This is a genomic window from Paenibacillus sp. JT22N7, assembly GCF_059383875.1.
This window is the reverse complement of sequence record NZ_JBXENY010000011.1, coordinates 13,972-33,645: the sequence shown is the minus strand read 5'-3', so window position 1 is coordinate 33,645 and position 19,674 is coordinate 13,972. Positions and strand designations below refer to the sequence as shown.

At 49.4% G+C, this 19,674-nt stretch carries 17 protein-coding genes; 4 read left to right on the top strand and 13 right to left on the bottom strand.

The genetic code is table 11. The annotated features are described in order from the left end of the window. Positions 1-27: 27 nt before the first annotated feature. The 9 genes from AC50Y5_RS25880 to AC50Y5_RS25840 form a co-directional block, all read right to left on the bottom strand. Positions 28-1,122: a carbohydrate ABC transporter permease gene (locus AC50Y5_RS25880; RefSeq protein ID WP_056037194.1), complete on the bottom strand. Its 1,095-nt coding sequence runs from the start codon at positions 1,120-1,122 to the stop codon at positions 28-30. Then, positions 1,122-2,204: a carbohydrate ABC transporter permease gene (locus AC50Y5_RS25875; protein WP_056037197.1), complete on the bottom strand. Its 1,083-nt coding sequence runs from the start codon at positions 2,202-2,204 to the stop codon at positions 1,122-1,124. The genes AC50Y5_RS25880 and AC50Y5_RS25875 overlap by 1 nt, the downstream gene beginning before the upstream one ends. A gap of 26 nt (positions 2,205-2,230) precedes the next feature. Continuing rightward, on the bottom strand, positions 2,231-3,652 hold the full coding sequence (locus AC50Y5_RS25870; RefSeq protein ID WP_494864160.1) for an ABC transporter substrate-binding protein: 1,422 nt from the start codon (positions 3,650-3,652) through the stop codon (positions 2,231-2,233). Positions 3,653-3,932: 280 nt separating this feature from the next. Then, positions 3,933-4,988 carry a LacI family DNA-binding transcriptional regulator gene (locus AC50Y5_RS25865; protein WP_056037200.1) on the bottom strand — a complete coding sequence of 352 codons (1,056 nt, stop codon included), beginning with the start codon at positions 4,986-4,988 and terminating at the stop codon, positions 3,933-3,935. An 81-nt stretch (positions 4,989-5,069) separates the two neighbouring features. Continuing rightward, positions 5,070-5,876 carry an alpha/beta fold hydrolase gene (locus AC50Y5_RS25860; RefSeq protein WP_494864159.1) on the bottom strand — a complete coding sequence of 269 codons (807 nt, stop codon included), beginning with the start codon at positions 5,874-5,876 and terminating at the stop codon, positions 5,070-5,072. 91 nt (positions 5,877-5,967) lie between these two features. Next, on the bottom strand, positions 5,968-7,251 hold the full coding sequence (locus AC50Y5_RS25855; RefSeq protein ID WP_494864158.1) for an AAA family ATPase: 1,284 nt from the start codon (positions 7,249-7,251) through the stop codon (positions 5,968-5,970). 386 nt (positions 7,252-7,637) lie between these two features. After that, a complete protein-coding gene (locus AC50Y5_RS25850) occupies positions 7,638-9,116 on the bottom strand; it encodes a serine hydrolase domain-containing protein (RefSeq protein ID WP_056037210.1) in 1,479 nt (492 codons plus the stop codon). A 24-nt stretch (positions 9,117-9,140) separates the two neighbouring features. Beyond that, positions 9,141-10,025: an ROK family protein gene (locus AC50Y5_RS25845; RefSeq protein WP_056037214.1), complete on the bottom strand. Its 885-nt coding sequence runs from the start codon at positions 10,023-10,025 to the stop codon at positions 9,141-9,143. A 103-nt stretch (positions 10,026-10,128) separates the two neighbouring features. Next, on the bottom strand, positions 10,129-10,728 hold the full coding sequence (locus AC50Y5_RS25840; protein ID WP_494864157.1) for a ribonuclease H-like YkuK family protein: 600 nt from the start codon (positions 10,726-10,728) through the stop codon (positions 10,129-10,131). Between the two features lie 256 nt (positions 10,729-10,984). Between AC50Y5_RS25840 and AC50Y5_RS25835 the strand changes: the two genes are divergently transcribed. Beyond that, complete coding sequence (locus AC50Y5_RS25835) at positions 10,985-12,298, top strand: ABC transporter substrate-binding protein (protein WP_056037217.1); 1,314 nt, start codon at positions 10,985-10,987, stop codon at positions 12,296-12,298. An 18-nt stretch (positions 12,299-12,316) separates the two neighbouring features. Further along, on the top strand, positions 12,317-14,005 hold the full coding sequence (locus tag AC50Y5_RS25830; RefSeq protein ID WP_056037220.1) for a methyl-accepting chemotaxis protein: 1,689 nt from the start codon (positions 12,317-12,319) through the stop codon (positions 14,003-14,005). A gap of 533 nt (positions 14,006-14,538) precedes the next feature. On the opposite strand, the gene AC50Y5_RS25825 is transcribed toward AC50Y5_RS25830, so the two are convergent. Then, entirely contained in the window at positions 14,539-15,366 is an 828-nt protein-coding gene (locus AC50Y5_RS25825; RefSeq protein WP_056037278.1) for a sugar phosphate isomerase/epimerase family protein, read from the bottom strand. A gap of 329 nt (positions 15,367-15,695) precedes the next feature. Between AC50Y5_RS25825 and brfA the strand changes: the two genes are divergently transcribed. Next, the gene (gene brfA, locus AC50Y5_RS25820) at positions 15,696-15,905 is read left to right on the top strand and encodes a ribosome rescue factor BrfA (RefSeq protein ID WP_056037222.1); all 210 of its coding nucleotides are present in this window, start codon (positions 15,696-15,698) and stop codon (positions 15,903-15,905) included. Between the two features lie 22 nt (positions 15,906-15,927). Here the strand turns inward: brfA and AC50Y5_RS25815 are convergent, their stop codons facing one another. Both AC50Y5_RS25815 and AC50Y5_RS25810 read right to left on the bottom strand, forming a co-directional pair. After that, positions 15,928-16,206, bottom strand: coding sequence for a YqkE family protein (locus AC50Y5_RS25815; RefSeq protein WP_494864156.1), 279 nt, complete (start codon positions 16,204-16,206; stop codon positions 15,928-15,930). Between the two features lie 152 nt (positions 16,207-16,358). After that, positions 16,359-16,646, bottom strand: a complete 288-nt coding sequence (locus AC50Y5_RS25810; RefSeq protein ID WP_056037229.1) for a hypothetical protein — start codon at positions 16,644-16,646, stop codon at positions 16,359-16,361. Positions 16,647-16,911: 265 nt separating this feature from the next. Here AC50Y5_RS25810 and AC50Y5_RS25805 point away from each other — a divergent pair, with 265 nt between their 5' ends. Beyond that, complete coding sequence (locus AC50Y5_RS25805; RefSeq protein WP_494864155.1) at positions 16,912-18,291, top strand: Glu/Leu/Phe/Val family dehydrogenase; 1,380 nt, start codon at positions 16,912-16,914, stop codon at positions 18,289-18,291. Between the two features lie 121 nt (positions 18,292-18,412). On the opposite strand, the gene AC50Y5_RS25800 is transcribed toward AC50Y5_RS25805, so the two are convergent. Further along, positions 18,413-19,648, bottom strand: coding sequence for an aminopeptidase (locus AC50Y5_RS25800; RefSeq protein WP_056037236.1), 1,236 nt, complete (start codon positions 19,646-19,648; stop codon positions 18,413-18,415). Positions 19,649-19,674 lie beyond the last annotated feature (26 nt).

The following is a 19,674-nucleotide window of genomic DNA, read 5'->3' as shown; positions in this document are numbered from 1 at the left end:
TCTTGAAGGAGAGGCGCCACTCGCTGCCTAACCTTTCACCGAGCCGCCCAATAAGCCGCGGACGAAATATTTTTGCAGGGCGAAAAATACGGTTAGCGGCATTAGCATCGAGACGAATGCAGCTGCCGTCAGCAGATGCCAGTCGCTTCCTTTTGACCCTACCATTGCGGCAATTCGCATAGACATGACCTGCACATCCGGCTGACTGCCGATGAACACCAAGGACACTAAATAATCGTTCCAAACCCAGAGAAACTGGAAAATGCCAATGGATGCAATCGCTGGAACCGACAATGGCAGAATGAGCCGTGTAAAAATCGTGAAGTTCGAAGCTCCGTCCATAAACGCCGATTCGAACAGATCTTTGGGCAGCTGGCTAATGAATGTATACATAAAATATATCGTCAGCGGCAAGCCGAAGCCCGTATGCGCAATCCATATGCCCAGGTAGCTGCCATTGAGGCCAAGTGCCGTGTAATCCTTCAAAATCGGGATGAGCGCAACCTGCAGCGGCACAACGAGCATCATAATAACGGCGACAAACATCGATCGCCGCAGTGGAAACCGCAGCCATGCAAAAGCATAAGCAGCAAATGTCGCGATTAGGATCGGAATAATTGTCGATGGAATCGTCACAACCATCGTATTGAGAAAGGCTTTGGAGAGCCCTTCTCCCTTTTGCGATCTAAGCGTGCCATCTGCCTGCATAATTTCAAAGTTTTTGCCCGTCAGCACGCCATTGTAGTTTTCCAGCGTGAAGTTCGTATTCACCTTCCAGTCCGGCTGCTGCACCTGGATCGTACGCGCCCGGCGGTTTTCCCAAATCAGCCTGCTGCCATCCTGCGCCGTGACGCCGCTGCGCAGCTGATCATCGTTAAACAGCTCGCCATTCACCTCAATCGGCTGGCGCAAATCCGTTTCCTTCGGCAGCGTAATCGTCGATTGCGTGACATAATCACGGTGCGGGAATACCGTCCACCAGCCGGTTTGCAAAATATCAACCGCAGGCCGGAACGAGGAGACCAAGAGGCCTACCGTCGGAATAAGCCAGATGAAGCAAATAAAAGCGAGTATGACGTTGACGATCGTTTTCGACATCGTCTTTTTCCTTGTCCGCTTCATCAGAATCCCCCCTGTTTCCGAAACTGCCGCAAATTAATGATGATGACGGGGATAACCGCGATGAGCAGCACAATCGCCAGCGTTGAGCCGTAGCCTGCATTGCGATACATGAAAAACTGGCGGTAAAACTGCGTCGCCACCACTTCCGTATCGTATTGCCCGCCAGTCATGACCATGACGACATCGAAAATTTTCAGCGTAAATACAATAATCGTCGTCGATACCGACAAAATCGTTCCTGAAATGGCCGGAATAATGATGCTGCGAAAAATACGAATTTCCCCCGCGCCGTCAATCCGCGCCGCCTCTAGCATATCCTCTGGCACGCCCTTGAGCGCCGCCGAGAACAGCACCATCGCAAACCCCGTCTGCATCCAAATCAGAATGGCGACGAGGAAAAGATTGTTCCAGGGCTGAAGCATGCTGGTGAAAGCCTGCGCTTCCCCTCCGAAGGCGACCACAATCGCATTGAGCAAACCGATCTGCTCATCACCCGGCTTGTAGAAATAAATAAATTTCCAAATGACGCCGGCAGCGACGAACGAAATCGCCATTGGCATAAAGATGATGCCTTTCGCCAGCTTCTCGAAGCTGCTGCGGTCAGCAAGCACGGCAATCAGCAGCCCTAAGCAGATACAGGCGGTAGCGCCAAAAACGACCCACATCAAATTGTTGCGCAGCGCCGTTAACAGCAAGCGATTCGTAAAAACTGCGGCATAATTGGAGAGGCCGACAAACTTCTCCGTGCCCGCATCCATAAGGCTCATATAGAAGGTGCGCAGCGTCGGAATGAGCAGCAGCCATCCGAGCAGCAAAGCTGCCGGTCCTACGAAAATAAAGGGCTGGATGCGCCGCTTCCAGATGTCTGGATATTGCTCCACTGCCCAGTTAAACGACCAATAAATCGAATAAACGCCCAGCACTCCCCAAATGATAGCAAGCAAAGCATATAATACAGATGGCAAATTCGTATCGCGCAGAAACAGGTAAATGCTTGAATGCAAAATCGCATTGACGAGCACGACAGCCAGAGTAACGGCAACGTTTCGCGATTTGCTCGTTTTTGGCGTGGAAGCTAGCATGGCCCAGCCCCTCCTTCAATTAAAATTTAATTATTGAAGCCTGACTGAATTTCTTTAAGCGCGCCATCCAAATCAACGGTACCACTAATATAGTCCGTCATGCCTTTCCAGAACGTGCCTGCTCCTACCGAGCCAGGCATAAGGTCAGAGCCATCGAAGCGAAGCGTCGAAGCATTTTTCACCAGCTCGCCCATTCTGCGCTCCACATCCGTTGGATACCAATCAAGGCTTGCATCATTCATTGGCGCGACCACACCGCCGGACTGCACCCAAGTCTTAATCGATTCGCCTGTCGTGAAGAACTCCATAACCGCACGCACTTCCGGACGGTCGTTATGCATCGCATACAAATCGCCGGCAACGAGTACAGGATTGCCATAGGCCTCATCAATTGACGGCAAATAGAACCAGTCATAATCCTCGCCGGATTTCAAGCCTTCAGGGAAGAAGCTTGTAATAAAGCTGGCTTGGCGATGCAGCCAGGCTTTAGGAGGATGATCGAACATTGGCGTCACCGAATCGCCGAATGAGGTCGTTACAATCGACTTGCGTCCGCCGTATACATAATCATCGTTCAGCCAAATTTGCGACAGCTTCTCGAATGCATTTTTTACAGCAGGATCCGTAAATGGCAGCTCGCCTTTGACCCATTTGTCATAGTTTTCAGCTGTTGTGGTGCGCAGCATAATATCTTCGATCCAGTCAGTCGCAGGCCAGCCGGTTGCTGCTCCGCTCTCGATGCCAATTGCCCATGCCGGATCGCCGTCTGCGGCGATTTGCTCGGTTAGCGCCAGCAGCTCATCCCATGTTTTTGGTACGGTATAGCCCGCATCATCAAACTCTTTCTTCGGATACCAGACGAGGCTTTTCACGCTGCTGCGATTCCATACTCCGGCCATCATCGGTCCACTTGGCCCTTCCATCGTCGCCATATCCAGCCAGCTCTGATTGTAGTTGCCCTTCAGCTTATCCGCGTCCAAAAATTGCGACACATCGATAACCTTGCCCGATTTCACGAAATTCGCCAGCAGTCCCGGCTGCGGGAAGTCGGAAATATCCGGGGCATTGCCGCCATCGATCCGAATAGCAACGGTTGCTTCAAACTCCTTGGAGCCTTCATATTGAATATCGATACCCGTTTGTTCCTCAAACGCCTTGATGCTCTCCTCAAATTTCGCCTGGTCCACATCTACGAATGGGCCAAACATCGTGACTTTGGTACCTTTGTAGCTGCCGGCAAGCGCCTGCTCTAGCGGCGAACCATCTGCGTTTCCTGCCGGCTCCTGCGTAGCTTCCGCACTAGCCTCAGGCGTAGCTGTCGCTGCTGGTTCCTCGCTTGCAGCGCTATTGCTTCCGCCATTTCCACTGCTGCAAGCAGAAACAAGCAGCGCCAAAATGAGAACCATGCTCAGCATAAGCGTATAACCAAACTTAAATGGCTTTTTCAAAAGAACCATCCCCTTATCGTTCATAGTCAAGTGAATCGCAAGTCATTCTCGTTGATGAACGTTCGCCGCATGATGTACGAATGCCAGTTGTACGTCGTTCATGGAAGCTGTCTTCATATGGAGACTATCATCAAAGTGTAACGTTGCATCACTCCCTTCACGATTCAAACAAAATGAGAGGGCAGACGAAACCCCATGCTCCGCCCGGAATGAATACGCTTACATTAAACATATTCAGCAAATGAACCGCGGGTGACAAGAACAGCGAATAGGCATCGGCCTATGCTTTTTTATTCCCAATGCTGTGATGCGACGTATGAGACAATGTATGGGACATAGGCAAAGTAGACTCTCTGACGATTAACTCGTGAGGAAGCCATTCTCTTAGGACGGCAGCTTCTCTTCCTTCGAGCTGCTCATGCATTTTTTCTACAGCTCTCCAGCCGATCGCATACATGGGCTGGGCAATCGTCGTCAGCTTCGGTATCGTCATCCAGGACATGCGCAGGTTGTCAAAGCCTACAACGGATACTTGATCGGGAACACGGATTCCGCGGTCATGCAAGCAGGATATGACGCCCATTGCAAATTCATCGGAGCAAGCAAATACAGCAGTTAAGTGTGGGTGTCGGTCGAATAAGCGGGAGGTGGCTGCATATGCTTCTTCAAACCAGTGTGTTGCAAACTCTACGTAGTCTGCACAATGATGGAGGTTGTTTCGTTCGAGAGCCCGGACGAAGCCGTCATGGCGGGTCTGACCTGAGATGGGGTCGGGCAGCGTGAAGCAGATGAGGCCAATATGCTGATGCCCTTGTTCAATTAAATAACTGACCGCTTCGAAAGCGGCTGCCTCCTCGTCAACCTTGACGGATGGAAGCTCGTATTCGAAAGACACGGTAGACACAAGCACGACAGGATAACCGCAAGCTTGCATCGTCTCGTAATACTGCTTCTGGACATAATCGCTGACGAACAATAAACCGTCGGCCTGCTGCTTGTTCAACGTATCCAGATAAGAAATAGTTCGCTCCGGCACTCGGTCCGTATTGCAAATCATCAAATTGTAGCCGAGCTGCTTAGCCGCATCCTCCATGCCGCGAATAATTTCGCCAAAATAAGCATTGCGGATGTCGGGAATGAGAACACCAAGCATTTGCGACTTTTTGAAAATAAGACCTCGGGCCAGCGCATTCGGGTGGTAATTCAAGCTTTCAATCGCTTCTAGCACACGCTGTCGCTTATCCTTCGTGACCGATTCCGGCGCATTCATCACACGGGAAACGGTGCTAATGGATACGTTAGCCATTCTAGCAACGTCGCGGATCGTAGGCTTCATCGCCAAACCATCCTTTATTTTCTTTTTTTGAAAACCTTTTCAACGTCATTATAATGGCTAAAATATCCTTTTGCAACCGTTTTATTTTTGCAGCTTCGAAAGCCAAGCATTGATTGCGGCTGCTACCTCGTCCGCCTGCTCGGATGCCGTTATCGTTGCATCGTTGTCGCCGGACTGCTTGCCATAGGTACCGAAGCCACCGTGATTTCCGCCTTCAATCGATACATATTCGGTCTGATCGGCAGGCAAGTTTTTCTTGGACTGCTCCCACGTTTCCTTGTTCAGCACAGCATCCAGCGTTCCCGTAATTTGCAACGCTGCAAGCTTGCTGCCGCTCAAATCAGCGCCGTCATCGGCATATGCGCCCATGAAAAAGATGCCGGCCAGCTTATTCGGATTCTCTGCTGCATATCTCGCAGCAAAGGCTCCGCCAAGCGAATGCCCGCCGATCACGTAGCTTTCTTCTGGATGCTCCGCTATGTATTCATCTGCGCGGTCCTGCGCAGTGAGCGCCAAGTTAAATGGCATGGAAGCAATATAAACGCGATGTCCAGCTTCTGCGAGACGCCTTGCAAGCGGCGCATAACTTTCCGGCTTCACCAGCCCTCCTGGATAAAAAATAATATTAGGCGAGAGGAGCTCTTTGCCTTCCCCCGGCTCAAAACGGTAGCCATGCTTCAGCTCGCTTACCTGAACCGAGCTGTCGCTATCCAGCGCGGCCAGCGCTTCTTCCAGCGGACTATACGTCTTCGCCTGCAAAAACAAAATAATTCCCAGGATGAGAACAATGACGACAATGGCTGCCCATAACAGCACTCGCTTCCAAGGCGAACGACGGCGTCCACGCGAATGCCGGGATACCGAGATTGCATTTGAACCATAATCCATTTCCGTTTCGACTCTCCTTTCATTTCAGACGTAATCGGATGGCAGCATCCTTTGCCGCCATCCGATTACGTTTATTAGCTGCCAGTCAACCTTAAAGCGGTTGAAAGCCAACCGGCTTCTGTCCCTTGTCAGCCATCCATACTCCACGGCGATCCTTGTCAAAGTCTGTTTTCAGCTCTTCAATGACCCGCTTCAAATCTACACTTTGCTCGTAGTGCTTCTGCAGCGCCGCGGACACATACAGCTCATTGAGCTGGGCAAACGAGAAGCCCTCGGTAAATTTCGCTGCGTCCTCCATAAGTCCATCTGCTTCCTCTGCCAGCCTCCCGAACCCTTTGCGCTGCAAATAGGCGAGCCGCAGCTCTTTATCCGGCAGCTTCATCTCATAGGCCCGGTCGAAACGGCCCGCGCGGTTCATGAGCGCCGGATCGATTTTTTCCGGATAATTCGTCGTTCCGATCAGGAACAGCCCTTCACGGGACGTTGCCCCGTCAAGCGTATTCAGGAAGAAGGAGCGTGCCGAATCCGGCATCGAATCAATATCCTCAATGACGAGAATCATGGGCGCCATTTTCATCGCGGCGGAAAACACCTGTTGTATCGAATCACTCGTCGTATACTCGGTAATTTGCCAGTAGGCAACTGGAGCCTCTACGCTGCCCGCGATTGATTTTACGAGCGTCGTCTTGCCGTTCCCCGGCTTGCCATACAGTAAAATACCTCTTTTGTACGGCACGTTATAGGTTTGGAAAAACTCGCGATCCCTAGAGAAAAACTCATCAATGGAACGATAAATTTGCTGCTTCAAGGAATCGCTCATCATCACCTCGTCGCGTTCCACCATACGCGTAATTTGCTCCTTGCTGCGCTCAAACCCTTCCTTCGTATCGGTGAAAATCGTCACGCGCCGCTCGCTAAGCTGCCGCGCCTGCATCGCTTCGAGAAAAGCACGCATCGTCTCATCATTTTTCGCAAAAATAATATCTTCCGTATTCAGGCCATACTGGCGCAAAAACGGGATGCGCGCGAAAGCTACCTCAAATTCGGGATAAGTAATGACATTATTGCGCAGCGAAGGATTGATCCGGTAATTGGCTTCAGACTTCGAATCCTCAAAGCGGAATGAGCGATCCTCCACCAAGTCGTATATAGCGGCCTCCCGCTTTACCCCTTCGTATCCGCTCGCGAGATCATCCGACACCCAGTCCCACACATCGTCCCCATCATCCTGCATGTACAGCTGCATAGGTGAGTCGAATGCTTCCTCCAGCATGTTCTTAATCGTTTGGACGGCCGTTGCATAATTGAAATAATCATCGGTGGACTGGCCTGCTTCTGCTTTGAAAATATAAGGTTTATACGTTTTGGTAATCATAAATGGGGCATTATCTCCTTTAAAATAGGAATTACGATTGGGCTTGTCCGCCCCTCCCGTCAGGCACAAGGTGAAACGGCTGTCGCCGTCCTCTGGCGGCTTGGCGCGTTTCAGTCCGAGAAATATAGAGAAAGTATGGCGAAATCATATACTTTCCTATATTTGGACAAAAAAAGACCGCAAGCCATCAGCCTACGGTCTTCCTGCATATGAAGAGAAGCTGCCTGCGGCAGAAGCCTATAATAAATAAGCCACTTCCTCTTCATGCTTATGCTTAAAACGGCCCGTAGAGGCCCATGGACATTATACGGCTATGACACAAACGCTTCATGACCAAAGGCCTCCTTTCTCCGCAGCTTCAAGTTTAATAGAATAGTCGTCAAATGCTAGATTGAAAGCCGCTCGCCAGCAAGCTCGCCATGCCGGGTTATAAAATCAAAATGCTTGTAGGCGATCGTAATACGACTGCCGCTGAATGTACATATTACCTCGTCATGATAAGGCGTAAAGACGCGGCAAATATCGAAAACCAGCATGTCGCTGCTCAGCCATGTCGCACGGGATGCTGTGGCTTCATAGGCCAGCTCATTGCCATAATACCATTCTTGATGACCAGAGTCCAGACGATGCGCACCTGCCGCATCGCTCCACATTAAAGTTGTCACTTCTCCGCCAAATGTCAGGCTAAGCTCTGTGACCCCATCCACGTTTGGCTCTACCTCATAACGAATCGTGCCTTCGGCAAATAGAGGGCGTGGCTGCGCAGCGCGCTCCACAAGAACAAGGCTGCCCAGCTTCTCCCGCAAGTCCGCCAGCTCAGCTTTATTTTCTGGCAGCGCATGCGGCAGCATGGCCGGCAGCAAATGCTCCCACATCATGTCCATCACTAGCTGCATATCCTGCACAAAGCTGTTGATGGCAATTACCGCATCCTGCTCCGGCAGGACGACGCAATATTGGCCGAAAGCCCCATCGCCTCTATAGGCGCCATGTCTGCATTGCCAAAATTGATAGCCATAGCCCTGCTGCCAATCCGTGCCGGAGCCTGTTACGACGTCCCCGTGATTGATGTTGTCCACCTGCTTGGCAGTCGCCTGTTCAATCCATTCGGCGGAAATAATCCGCTTGCCGTTAAACATGCCTTTATCCAGCAGCATTTGGCCAAAACGCGCCCAATCCCCCGTTTTCAGCCTGGCTCCCCAGCCCCCAGTAGCTTCGCCATCAGGCGCCGCATCCCATGCTGGACGCTCAATACCGAGCGGCTCAAACAGCCGCGGCATTAAATAGTCCGGCAGATCAAGACCGCTCACCCGCTGTACAAGCGCTGACAGCATATGGCTGGCCCCGCTGTTGTAGAGGAAAAAAGTGCCTGGCTCACGATCAATCGGCTGCTCGAAAAATCCTTTTATCCAATTGCGGTCGGCCCGGTCTCCTACTTTGGGAGTGACGTGATCCGACAACCAGGATTGGAACATATCAAAGCGTGCCGTGTCGTTTGTATGTCCGGTGGACATCGTAAGCAAATGGCGAATTTTAAGCCCGCCCATATTGGCTTTGACCTCCTCGGTCGCTTCCTCGGGAAAATAGTCCAGCACCGCATCCTCCACGGAAAGCAGCCCTTCTTCCACCGCAAAGCCAATCGCCATTGAACTCAGGCTTTTAGTGAGCGAGTAAGCAATATGCTGCCTGTCTGCTTGATAGGGCGTCCACCACCCTTCGGCTACTACATGCCCATGCCGGACAAGCATCAGGCCATGCAGCTCCAACTTATTATCTGCAATGCCTGCCAAAAAAGAACGAATAGCTTGCGAGCTTATTCCCTGACTTTCCGGTGTTGCACGAGGTAATTCATATGGTTTCTGCATGACCGTCTCCTTTTAATGGACTGCTTATTTCCCGCTATTCTTCAAAGCGTCAAGCCCAAGCGCAAGCGAGCCGCATAGTCCGGCATTGTCGCCTAGTCCTGGCGATACGATATAATTTTCAATGTTGTTCAAAATTTCCGACGCCTGCACATAACCGTTCAAGGCGCGTTTCACTTCGGCGTGAATAAGCGGGAACAGCTGCGATTGGTGCATAACACCGCCGCCCAAAATAATTTTACGAGGCGACAGCAGCAAAATGCTGCCCGCTACAGCCTGTGCGATATAAAAAGCTTCCATCTCCCACGCCTTATGCTCTGGCGGAAGCTCTACTGCCTTGACGCCCCAGCGCTTCTCAATAGCAGGACCTGCCGCTACGCCTTCCAGACAGTCGCCATGATAAGGGCAAAAACCATCATAGGTATCCTCAGGATGACGGCGAGTCAATATATGACCGCCCTCCGGGTGCACAAGCCCATGGACCAGCTTGCCCTCCGAATAAACGCCTACACCTACGCCAGTGCCAATCGTATAATAAATGCAGCTGTCCAAACCTTTAGCAGCACCCCACACCGCTTCCCCGTAAGCCGCCGCATTCACATCTGTATCCCAGCCATAAGGCACGTTATAATGCGCTTTCAGCGCGCCAAGAAAATCAAAGTTCCCCCAGCCCGGTTTAGGTGTCGTTGTAACAAACCCGTATTGCGGGCTGGATTTATCAATATTAATCGGACCGAATGTGCCGACGCCAATCGCCTCAACCTGCTTGTCCTTGAAATAGTCGATTACATTCGCCATCGTTATTTCTGGTTTTTCCGTCGGGAAGCTTACCCGATCCTCAATAACGCCATGCTCATTGCCTACACCACATACAAATTTTGTACCGCCTGCCTCAATTGCCCCAATACGCACGATAATCCCTGCTTTCTATTCCTATGATCTAACAGAAATATACCATGCTGGGCAGCTAAGTGCCACAGTATATGCAAGAAAACTTGCCTGAAATATAGCTGCTTCAGAGCAGGCTCCTGCGCTTATAGCGGGGCACCGCTTTTTTCGTAAAACGGTTGGCGTAGGAAGAAGCCGCATAAGAGTCCGGCTTGACCCGCGGGGCATAGGTTCCCATTCCCTGCACCCGCTCTACCATTTCCTGCACATACAGCGAGGTTTCATTAATAGAAGGCACCGTTCCAGCATCAATATCAATGAAATGCGCCAGTGAGGCCCCTTGATACACATAAGGCAGCAGCAAATCCTCCATTCGCTTCAGCACGCCATCCTTGAAATAATAGCCAACCTCCTGCGACAAAACCGTCTCCAGCGTCAGCTTCTCTCTATGCTTCATCATTTCTCGGGGAACAACCGTTTGGCGGTAGCAGGCCCAGGCCCCATTTCCAATTCTGTGAATGACAACCCCCGTAACAAACTTCGTATACCCGCGAAATACTTGGCTGTCCGTCCCCACTACAAAATGATACGATGCCCGCACATCGCTAGAAATAAAGCTGCAAATCCGCTCACTGACATCCTGAAAGGTTAAGCGGGTTTCGGTCACATTTTGGAACGATAATCCCTCTGGTATAATCAGCTGCTGATTGCTTCCTGCTATGGACACGATCGAAAATTCCTCCCCTTGTGACAAGGTGAAACGGCCGAAAGCCGTCCGCTGGCAGGCGCTCCACTTCGTTGCCGTCCCCCGGCTTCGATGCCAGGTCTTCTTCTAATACCTATGCGAACAGTGCAGCAAAATAGTATTCGCCATCAGTTCAATAAAGTTGGACATGTCAGCTCTAATTAAAAAAATTGTAAATCCGATATAGTAAGTATTAAACAATTTATAAATGGCAAAAAAAGCCGCAAGGGGGAAATAAGTGAAGACAGCTCATAAAATCCGATTCATCATCCTTACTGTCGTCATTGTTGCTTTAATCGCTACTGGCTGCACGAATGAAGGCGCTACTACACAGTCTGAAGCAACAGAAAATGGGCAAAAAACGCTTAAAGTTTATTGGTGGGGCAATGATGGAAGACGTGAAAGAACGCTTAAAGTTATTGATTTATTTGAAAAGCAATATCCAACTATTAAAGTTGAACCAGTAGATGCAACTAACGCCGACTATTGGACACTGCTCGCCATGAAAGCAGCTGATCAAGACTTCCCTGATGTCATCCAAATGGACTATAAATATATAGATGAGTTTGCCAAGCGCAAGCTGATATTGCCCCTGGATGATTTGGCTGCAAACGGCAAGCTTGATCTTTCTGATCTTGATGCAAGCTCGCGCACGACAGGCACAATAGACGACAAGCTTTACGGCGTCGTTACGGGCATAAATGCACTAAGCATGATGTATAACCCGGAAATATTCGAAAAGGCTGGCGTTCCCGTTCCGGAAGCAGGCTATACGTATGAAGATTTCATTCAAACAGCCCGTGATCTTAAAGAAAAAATAAATGAGCCGGACTTTGTCCCAATCGGAACGGATTCGCTCGACTTTGCTTATTACCTCAGACAGCGGGGAGCAAGCTACTATTCCAAGGACGGCAGCTCGCTCGGCTATGATAAGGATGAATATTTATCCGACTTCTTCACGATGGAGAAAATGCTTATCGATGAAGGTCTGATGGCAAGCGTAGCCCTACTTAAAGACCGCTCAGCGGATAAAGATGCGCTTATCGCAAATCAACTCGCTGCTTTCCATAGGCTGACGAGCAACAACGTCGTCTCCTTTACTAACTTGTCAGGCAAAGCATTGAAGCTGCTGCCGCTTCCAGCCTTTAAAGGCGGCTCTGAAGGAAACTATGTCAAGCCTTCGATGTATTTCTCGATCTCTGCCTATACGAAGCTGCAGGATGAAGCAGCTTTATTCGTTGACTTTTTCTTCAACAATTTTGAAGCGAATGAAATTTTGCTTGGCGAACGCGGTGTTCCTGCCACAGCCAAGGTGCGCGAGCATCTGCTCAGCACAATGAAGGAAACCGATAAAGAGCAATACACGTACATGGGTGAAGTTGAGAAAAATTCAAGCCCGCTTGATCCGCCAGTTCCCCTAACATCCAGCAGCATCAACACATTGTTCACCAAAATTAGAAATCAAACGCTGCTTGGGCAAATTACGCCGGTTGAAGCCGCAAAACAATTCCGGGACGGCGCGAATGAAATTTTCGCAGATGCCGCTTCTTAGGGGAAAGGACAATAACCGATGAAACTAACGATTAGTAAAAAGCTTTACGGCGGATTTTTCTCGATTCTGCTGCTGCTCATTGTGATCGCTACTCTCAACTATGTGGAGATTGGCTCGATTAACAGCACCTATCAGAAGCTGCTTCAGGAACGCGCCCATAGTGTCAGTCTCGTCAAAGATTTAAGCCTCGCTATTAAAAATGAAAACTTGAACATTACAGGCTATCTTCTGATGAATGACGAAGCGGAAATCGATGCCTACCGTGATTCCGTTCGTCGTTATAATGAAGTCAGCCAGCAGCTGCAGGGCATGACAACCGATTCAAATGACTGGCTGCTGCTGCAAGGACTCGATTTGCTTCAGCAAAGCTATACGAGCAATGCCGAGGAAATGATTGAATTTAAGAAACAGAATAAAGTAGAGGATTATATGCGCCTCGCAGCCAAAAACGAACCGATTATCAGTAAATTTATGGAAACGGCAGACCGTTTCGTTCTAGAACAAGAAGAGGTGCTTCGCCTAAGCTCGGAGGACACCTCGTCCAAAGTGGCAAGCACGAAGCTGATGGTTCTCATTATTTCGCTGCTCACGATTGTTGTAGGCCTTGCTATTGCATATTTCATCAGCCGGATGATTACGGTGCCCATTGTTCGAATTACTGCCGTCGCAGAGCGAATTGCGAATGGGGATTTGACAAGCGAAGCCGTTAAGGTGAAAAATCGTGATGAACTAGGCGTTTTAGCCGCATCTTTTAATTCGATGTCGCAAAATTTACGCCATTTGATTGAGCAAGTGTCACAAAATGCACTGCAAGTTGCAGCTTCGTCCGAGCAGTTAACTGCCGGGGCTGAACAGACGACTAAAGCAACCGAGCAGGTCGTTGAAATTATTGAGCAGGTAGCAGGAGGCTCCGAGGAGCAAATTAAAGCTGTTCAGGAAAGCGTAGCTTTTGTGAACAATATGTCAGTGGAGGCGAGCGGCATTGCGGCGAGCGCCCTTCAGGTTTCGGAGAAATCGCGGGCAGCTGCTCAGACTGCCGTAGATGGAACAGTGGCGGTACAATCCGCTGTCGAGCAAATGGGCCATATTCAGTCTACGGTGCAAAATATTGCGGAGGACGTTAGCATTTTAGGCTCACGCTCCGATGAAATCGGCAAAATCGTCGAGGTAATCGCGGGCATTGCCCAGCAAACGAATCTGCTGGCGCTTAACGCCGCGATTGAAGCTGCACGCGCGGGAGAAGCAGGACGCGGCTTCGCTGTCGTCTCCGCAGAGGTTCGCAAGCTGGCTGAGCAATCGACTGAGTCCAGCCAGCAAATTGCGGTGCTCGTCCGTTCCATTCAGTCGGATACAGAGCGTACCGTCCAATCCGTTCATGACGGCAAGGAAGTCGTACAAGCAGGGATTGCAGCGGTATCTGCGGCGGGTGAGTCCTTTAACAACATCAAGCAAGCCGTTAATTCCGTGACCTTGCAAATCCACTCGGTATCCGAAGCCTCCCAGCAAATGTCCGAGGATACGAATAAGCTGGCGGCTTCCCTGCAAGGCGTAGCCGAGGTAGCAGAAGAAACGTCCTCCGGCGCAATAAGCGTATCGGCCGCAACCGAGCAGCAGCTCGCAACGATGGAGGAAATCACCTCCTCGTCCCAAGCGCTCGCTAAAATGTCCGAAGAGCTGCTGCAATTCGTTAAGGATGTTAAGCTTTAGAGATTAGGGGTACAAAATTGCCACGTTTGATTTTCCGACAAGCGCAAGAAAAATCGAACACCTTCAAAACATGCTCCTATGTCGTAAGATGTAGGAGCTGTTCTTGAAGGTGTTTTTGTATGTATATTCAATTATTATTTAAATATAAATAACCAGCCGCTGGTTGGATCACCGACGACTGGTTATTAGAAACTTACAAGTTATGTTGTCCCTGTCTCGAAAACAGGGAATATTCTACAAGAGAGATTCAAACCTTTTTATTAAGCGCCTAACTATTCATAATTCATAAACAAATTTATTATAAGCATAATAACTAAATAAGTGAATGCCAATGAGAGAACCAGCTTTAAAAGAATACTTTTCTTTCCTTTTCCATCTTTATATTTATATTCTTTTCTTAATTTAATAAGAGAAGTCGTAATAATAACAACCATGAATAAAGGCATTACATAAGGCACTATTACATTCCACATATTAATCACCTATTTCTTATTGAGGCTCATTCTATTGAGAATGAAAAGGATGCCTGAAAGCTAAGCGTATTCTGAACGAATGCGCTCAATATAGCTTTTAGAAAACGCCATTTGCTCCTCGCTCGCCGTCTCCATAATAATATGAACGCCCGGCTTGTACTTATTAAGCAGGCGCATATACAGGCTGTAATTCATTTCGCCATAGCCCGCCGGAACCGTCTGCAGCTCTCCATTCGCATCGGGTTTGCGGTCCTTCGCGTGAGCGCCAATAATCCGGTCGCCAAGCAGGGCGAATGCTTCTTCAATCACTTCATCCTGACGGGCGAAGTTTTCCGTCGTCAGCAAATTGCCTGGATCGATCACGACGCCAACATGCGAGGACGGAATCTGTTGCAGAAAAGCGTGCAGCTCCGCCGCCGTGCCAATTAAATGGCTGCTGGCTGCCTCGATGCCAATGAATACGCCCCATTTTTCCGCTTCCTCTATAAGCTCTTGAACCGTCGATTTAAGTGTCTTCCAGTCCTGCTCCGTATAAACGCCGTCTGGATGGGTTCCCGTCTCAAAAGCAACCATAGGCGCGCCGAGCAGACGTGCGTAGCGGATCAGCTCCTTAAAGCGCTCTATATTTTCGCGAAGCTTCTGCTCATCGCGCTCAAAGAAATGCAAATAGCAGCCAAGCACGGAGATCGATACGCCATTTTTGCGAAGCTCCTCCGCTATCGACATCGCGAGCCCCGGAGTCAGCTTGCCCGGTTTATTTAAATCAACATCATTAATAGCCTTCCACATTGCCAGCTGGATATGGCTGAATCCGGCAGCGCCCACCTTCTCAGCCAGCTCCCGGTAAGACAAGCTCCCAAATAAATGTGCCAATACGCCTACGGACATTTCCTTCACCCTTTCTTTTTTCGCAACAGCAAGATACAAGATGATGTGCTTGCGCCTCTATTCAGTATAACGAAGTTAACCGCTGTGCAGGCGCTAAACAGCCTAATATAACGGTTAATTGAACATTTTCACCTGATTTTTGACGTCTAGCCAGTCATTTATGATGACGCTTACTTTTTTGGCTCGTCTATTGACTGTAACGCAGCCCGCAAACTCTGTCAATTGGAAGCAGCCGATCCTTTCCTAAGCACCATTTTCAGCATATAATAGAAGCAGGTGCTTTGAAGTTTCGGGCACCACATACGCAGGCAAACAGGAGGAATACGAAGATGGCAATGAGCAAAGCGAAGAAAGCAAGACAAAAGCTGGCCCAAAGAGGACTAATGAATCCCGAACAGCTGCGGGGAAGCTGGAATGGCGTGAAGCCTGGTGAACGAAAAACGCCTACTCTGCAAGAACGAGTAAATAAACTGCATACGAAACACAAAAGGAATCACGCAGGCAGAAGCGATGATTCCTTTTGTATTTATTGCGCCTGACAGGCAACAGCGCGATACTTCTTTATTTGTATTTTTTCCAGTCGCCCGGCTTGCTGTTGTTCAGCAAATATTCCATATCATTTTCCAGCCGCTTCTGCTCCTGCTTCCGCGCTTCATTCGCCTTCTGGGCGGCATCCTGCTTCTTCTGCTCCTCCGCTGCCTTCAGCGCATTCGACTGCTCCTTGAGCTTGCTCAGGACATCAGCACTCAGCAAATCCTTCAAGGTAGCCTGCTGGCTATCTGCCGCGGCCGCTTTCGGCTTGCTCGCTTGCGTTGCTGCCTGCCGATTTTTTTTCGCCATCCGTAACACCTCTATTTCGTCGCAGTCTCATAGCCTTTCATTGTCGTTTATTATAGCATGATTTGGGCAAAATGAAAGACGCCCCTCGCCGCATGGCAGCGGGTTGGAGCGCCATTTGTTTACCTGCTTGACGCAGGCTGCTTTAAATATTATTAAGAGTAGTTGCCTTCGGAAATGCCTGCTATAATAGCAGCACCGAATACTAAGAAAAAGAAAATGTATAAAACGATACCGATTGCAGCCCACAACAATGAAGCCTTGGCATAGTTCGACTTGCTGATTTTTGTATTGCCTCCAAAAGCCCAGACGAACAGCATAATAATGTTCACGAGCGGAATAGCGCAGAGCAGAATAGTAATCATCCACTCTTTAAAGCTTACCGGCTCCGCCAAATGATTTTGCTGCTGATAGCCATTCTGATTTTGATATTGTTGTTCCATGACCTTTTCACTTCTCCCTCTATTTATCTAATGTTATTTTCTCTTGCTCTGTACATGTTAACGAGGAAAGCGACATATTTCAACATACTTTTGGATTATTTTCCATTTGTGAAATAGGCTTTAAGCACTAAAAAATATAATTTTTATTACGTAATACCTATATTACATTTTGGATTACTCTCCTTGCTATGTTAAAATGATGTAGGTGCCCCACCCGGCTCCATGTACTACAATCTTCGTTACCCACACTGGAGGTCGAATAAACATGGCAAACCAAACTGGCACAATCGTTCAGCAATCGTTGCATGCATTATCGGGAGACTCCTCCTTTTTGTCCGATTTACAAGGAAAGCACCGGGATCAGGCTTTCCTGTCTTTAGCTGCTATTTTATCCACGCCAAACAAGGTGAATAAAGCTTTTTTACGCATTACGATGGATGATGGCGACGTCGTTCGCATACCGGCCTACCGCATCCAGCATAACGATACACTTGGCCCATACAAAGGCGGCATTCGTTTCCATGAGTCCGTAAATGAAGAAGAGGTTACCAATCTGGCAGCCTTGATGACGCTCAAAAATGCGCTGCACGACGTTCCGTTCGGCGGCGGCAAAGGCGGCGTCGGCATTAATCCGCGCCATTATTCAGCGAAAGAGCTATACATTATATGCAAAAAATACGTCCAATATTTTACCGATATTCTCGGCCCGGAAAAGGATATTCCCGCGCCCGATATGGGAACCGGCGAACGCGAGATGGACTGGATGATGGCCGAATATAAAAATATCCATCCCGGCAAGCCGTATCTCGGCAGCTTCACCGGCAAAAGCGTCATTAACGGCGGCTCATTAGGACGCCGGGAAGCGACAGGCAAGGGCGTTTATTTCACGTTCCGCTATATGCTGCATGACTTTATTAAAGTGCACCGTGGCTATTTGACCAACAGCTCTAATCCGTTTGCTGCCAATGTACTCGCCCAAGCGGAAAAATCGCTTTCCATCGCCGTTCAAGGCTTCGGCAATGTCGGCTCCATCGCCGCGTTGGAAGCGCATAAATGCACCTATCTCAACAACAAGGTCGTGGCAGTCAGCGACCGCAATGTAACGCTTTACAATGCCGATGGCCTATCGATTCCGGCACTTATTGACTTCGCTAATCACCATCAAGGCGATTTGCCTAAGACGAAGGAAGAGCTTGCTGAGCTTGAGCTCAAAGCAGACATTTTGGAACGTGAGGAAGTGCTGTATCTGGATGTCGATGTGCTCGTGCTGGCCGCGCTGGAGGAGCAGGTTCGCGAGGATAATGTAGATAAAGTGAAAGCCAAGGTCATCGTCGAAGGGGCAAATGCGCCGATAACGGGCGAAGCCGACCAGAAGCTGTCCGACAATGGCGTTATTATTATTCCCGACATTTTGGCCAATGCTGGCGGCGTTATCGTCTCTTATTTCGAATGGCTGCAAGGACGTGAAACGCAATATTTGACGGAAGAGCAAGTGCATCGCATGCTGTTTGAGAAAATGCAAAGCACACTCGGCTCCATATTGCCCTCTTTCTTTAGCGCCAACTTCACGCTGCGGCAAAATTGCTATAATCATTCGGTGATGAAGCTGTCGACGGTTCTGTACCGCCAAGGCAAGCTATACTAGGCTTAGCTGAGGTAACCTAACCGCTATCATGCACGGATCAGGTAACAAAACGAAAAAACAGGCCCGAAGCTGCAACATGCAGCTCCGAGCCTATCTTTGTTTCATGCTTATTTTTCACGTCTTAAAACGCCCAGTTGCCTTTGCGGAATACAGGAACGACTGTACCGTCGGCTTGAATGCCATCAATATCCATGTCGGCAGAGCCAATCATGAAATCATTATGTGTCAAGCTCGCATTAACGCCGTTTGCTTCCAGCTCTTCTGGCGACATTTTTTTGCCGCCTTCAATATTGAAGGCATAACCGCTGCCGATCGCCAAATGGTTCGAAGCATTTTCATCAAACAGCGTATTGTAGAACAAAATATTCGACTCCGAAATCGGGGAATGATGCGGCACCAGTGCAACCTCGCCCAAATAACGCGCACCCTCATCCGTATCAATGAGCTTTTGCAAAATCGCTTCGCCTTCCTCCGCCTCGGCCTTTACAATGCGGCCGTTCTCAAAGGTCAGCTTAAAGCGGTCAATGATGTTGCCGCCATAGCTGAGCGGTTTTGTGCTCGATACATAACCATTAACGCCGGTTTTCAGCGGCACGGTGAACACTTCCTCCGTCGGCATATTCGCCATAAACGGAACATTTTGCTCGTTTTCGCTGCCAGCCGCAACCCATAGATGCTTGTCATGCAGCTCAATTGTCAAATCCGTGCCCGGAGCGGTGTAATGCAGCTTTTTAAAATGGTAGTTGTTCAGCGCCTCGCCCTTGCTTCCAAGCGCTCTGTTATGCTCCTGCCAAGCCGCAACCGGATCATCTGCATGCAGACGCACCGCCTTGAAAATCGCTTCCCACAGCAGCTCGACAGCTTGCTCGCCCTCCGCCTGCGGGAACACCTTCTTCGCCCAGTCCTTGGCCGCTGCCGCAACCACTGTCCAGCTCACCTTGTCCGCTTGAATCGCTCTGCGGAACTCCTTCAGCCCTGCTCCCGCCGCCTTCTGGTAGTTGGAAATACGCTGCGTGTCGATCCCTTTCAGCAAATCCGGGCTAGAGGAAACGATTGAAATAAATGCGGCGCCCTTATCAACAAACTCCTGGCGCTTCGCTGTTTCCCATTGCGGGAAATGCTCGAAAATTTCAGCGCCCGCTTTTTCATATTTTAATCTGGATAACTGGTCATCCGTCCAATCAATATGTACATTGCTTGCTCCAGCTGCATAAGCCTTCTCTGCGACGAGACGCACTAGAGGCGCCGCCTCAATCGCTCCCGTCACGAATACCGCCTGTCCCTGCTGGACATTTACACCTATTTTCACAATAATCTCAGCATATTTCTCCAATTGAACTACAAATGCATCGCTCATTCCAAGTCTCCTTTATCTCTATAAAA